The sequence below is a fragment of the Kitasatospora sp. NPDC085464 genome (assembly GCF_044541955.1).
Classification (GTDB): Bacteria; Actinomycetota; Actinomycetes; order Streptomycetales; family Streptomycetaceae; genus Kitasatospora.
The window spans coordinates 1-2,575 of record NZ_JBITTM010000116.1 but is presented as its reverse complement, the minus strand read 5'-3'; the positions used below and the strand labels follow the sequence as shown (position 1 = coordinate 2,575).

The following is a 2,575-nucleotide window of genomic DNA, read 5'->3' as shown; positions in this document are numbered from 1 at the left end:
GGTGAGGTGCAGGCCGCGGTCGTCGCGCACGAGCGGGTGGCTCGGGCTGCGGTGGTGGTGCGGGAGGACGAGCCGGGGGACAAGCGTCTGGTGGCATATGTCGTCACCACCGACGCACAGGACCCGCATGGGCTGCGGGAGTTCGTGGCGGGCCGGTTGCCGGAGTACATGGTCCCTTCCGCGTTCGTGGTGCTGGATGCGCTGCCGTTGACGGTGAACGGGAAGCTGGACCGTCGTGCGCTGCCGGCACCCGAGTACGGTCCGGAGCAGGCCGGGGGGCGGGCGCCGCGTTCGCCGCGCGAGGAGGTGCTGTGCGGGCTGTTCGCGCAGACCCTGGGTGTGGAGTCGGTGTCGATCGACGACGACTTCTTCCGCTTCGGCGGCCACTCCCTCCTCGCGACCCGGCTGGTCAGCCGCATCCGCGCCGTCCTGGACGTCGAGTTGGGTGTCCGGCAGCTGTTCGACACCCCCACCGTCGCCGGTCTGTCGGAGGCCGTCGACCGTGCGGACGGCAGTGTCCGCGCCCCGCTCACCGCTGCCGTCCCGCGCCCGGAGCGGATCCCGCTGTCCTACGCGCAGCAGCGGCTCTGGTTCCTCAACCAGTTCGAGGGGCCGAACGCCACCTACAACATCCCGGTGGCGCTGCGGCTTTCCGGTTCGCTGGACCGGGAGGCGCTGTGCGAGGCCCTGGCCGACGTCGTCGCCCGCCACGAGAGCCTGCGCACCGCCTTCGCGGAGGACTCCGAGGGCGCGTACCAGGTCGTCAAGCCGGCGGACGAGGTCGAGTTCGAGCTGTCCGTCGTGACGGCGGCCCCGGGCGAGGTCGAATCGCGACTGCGCGAGGCCGCCCGCCGAGGCTTCGACCTGTCGGTCGACTCGGGTGAACTCCCCCTGCGCGCCACGCTGTTCGCCGTCTCCGCGGACGAGCACGTGCTCCTTCTGCTCCTGCACCACATCGTGAGTGACGCGTGGTCGCGTGGTCCGCTGGCGCGGGACCTGACCGCGGCCTACGCGGCGCGGGTGGCGGGGGAGGCGCCGGACTGGCAGGCGCTGCCCGTCCAGTACGCCGATTACAGCCTGTGGCAGCGGGAGACGCTCGGTTCGGAGGACGAGCCGGGGAGTGAGATCTCGCGTCAACTGGCTTACTGGAAGGGTGCTCTGGCGGGTCTGCCGGACCAGTTGGAGCTGCCGTTCGACCGGCCTCGGCCGGCGGTGGCCTCGTACCGGGGTGAGCGGATTCCCTTCGAGGTGCCGGGCGCCTTGTACGGGCGGGTCGTGGCGCTGGCGCGGGAGACGCAGTCGAGTCCGTTCATGGTGCTGCAGGCGGCGCTGGCCGCGCTGCTGACCCGGTTGGGTGCGGGTGAGGACGTGCCGATCGGCACGCCGATCGCGGGCCGGACCGACGACGCCCTCGACCAGCTCGTCGGCGTCTTCATCAACACCCTCGTCCTGCGCACCGACACCTCGGGCCGGCCCTCCGCCCGTACGCTCATCGACCGGGTGCGGACCGGTAACCTGGCTGCCTACGCGCACCAGGACCTGCCGTTCGAGCGGCTGGTCGAGGCCGTGAACCCGGAGCGTTCGCTCGCCCGGCACCCGTTGTTCCAGGTGCTGCTGGCGTTCAACAACACCGACGAGGCCGCGATCGACCGGAGCGCGCAGCACCTGCCGGGCCTCACCGTCTCCCGGGCCGTCGCCGACACGGGCGTGGGCAAGTTCGACCTGTCTTTCGCCTTTGCGGACGGGTCGGAGGCGGACGGTGCGCTGAGCGGCGTGCTGGAGTACAGCACCGACCTCTTCGACCGCGCCACCGTAGAAGCCCTCGGCGCGCGCTACCTGCGACTGCTCCACGGCATGGTGGACGCTCCGGACGCTCCGCTCGACCTGATCGATCTCCTCGATGAGGTCGAGGCGGGTCTGGTGGTGGAGGGGTGGAACGAGACGGCGTGTGAGGTGCCGGGTCGTTCGGTGGTGGAGTTGTTCGCGGAGCGGGTGGCGGTGTCGCCGGATGCGGTGGCCGTGGTTTCCGGTGAAGTTTCCCTGTCCTACGCGGAGTTGGATGCGCGTGCGGAGCGGCTGGCTGCTCTGTTGGTGGCTCGTGGTGTGGTGGCCGAGCGGTTCGTGGCGGTGGCGTTGCCGAGGTCGGTGGACCTGGTGGTGGCGTTGCTGGCGGTGTGGAAGGCGGGGGCGGCGTATCTGCCGCTGGACACGGAGTATCCGGCGGACCGGCTGGCGTTCATGCTGGCCGACGCGGACCCGGTGCTGGTGCTGACCATGACCGAACTGCTCGCCGAGCTTCCCGAGTTGGCGGTCGACTGTCTGCTTCTGGATGCTCCGGAGACGGCCGAGGCGCTCGCCGCGCCGATCGACGGCGGTGTGCTGCCGGCCGTGTCCTCGGTGCCGATGGGTTCGGCGTCGGCGTATGTGATCTATACGTCGGGGTCGACGGGGCTGCCGAAGGGTGTGGTGGTTCCGCAGGATGCGTTGGTGAACTTCGTTGCTGCGATGGGTGATCGGTTCGGTCTGGGGGTGGGGGATCGGTTGTTGGCGGTGACGACGGTCGGTTTCGACATCG

Annotated in this window: 1 protein-coding gene; it reads left to right on the top strand. The window is 70.6% G+C overall.

Annotated features, from left to right (window positions below; all coding sequences use genetic code 11):
• On the top strand, positions 1–2,575 hold a 2,575-nt coding region (locus ACIGG8_RS42810; protein ID WP_396553986.1), incomplete at both ends, for a condensation domain-containing protein.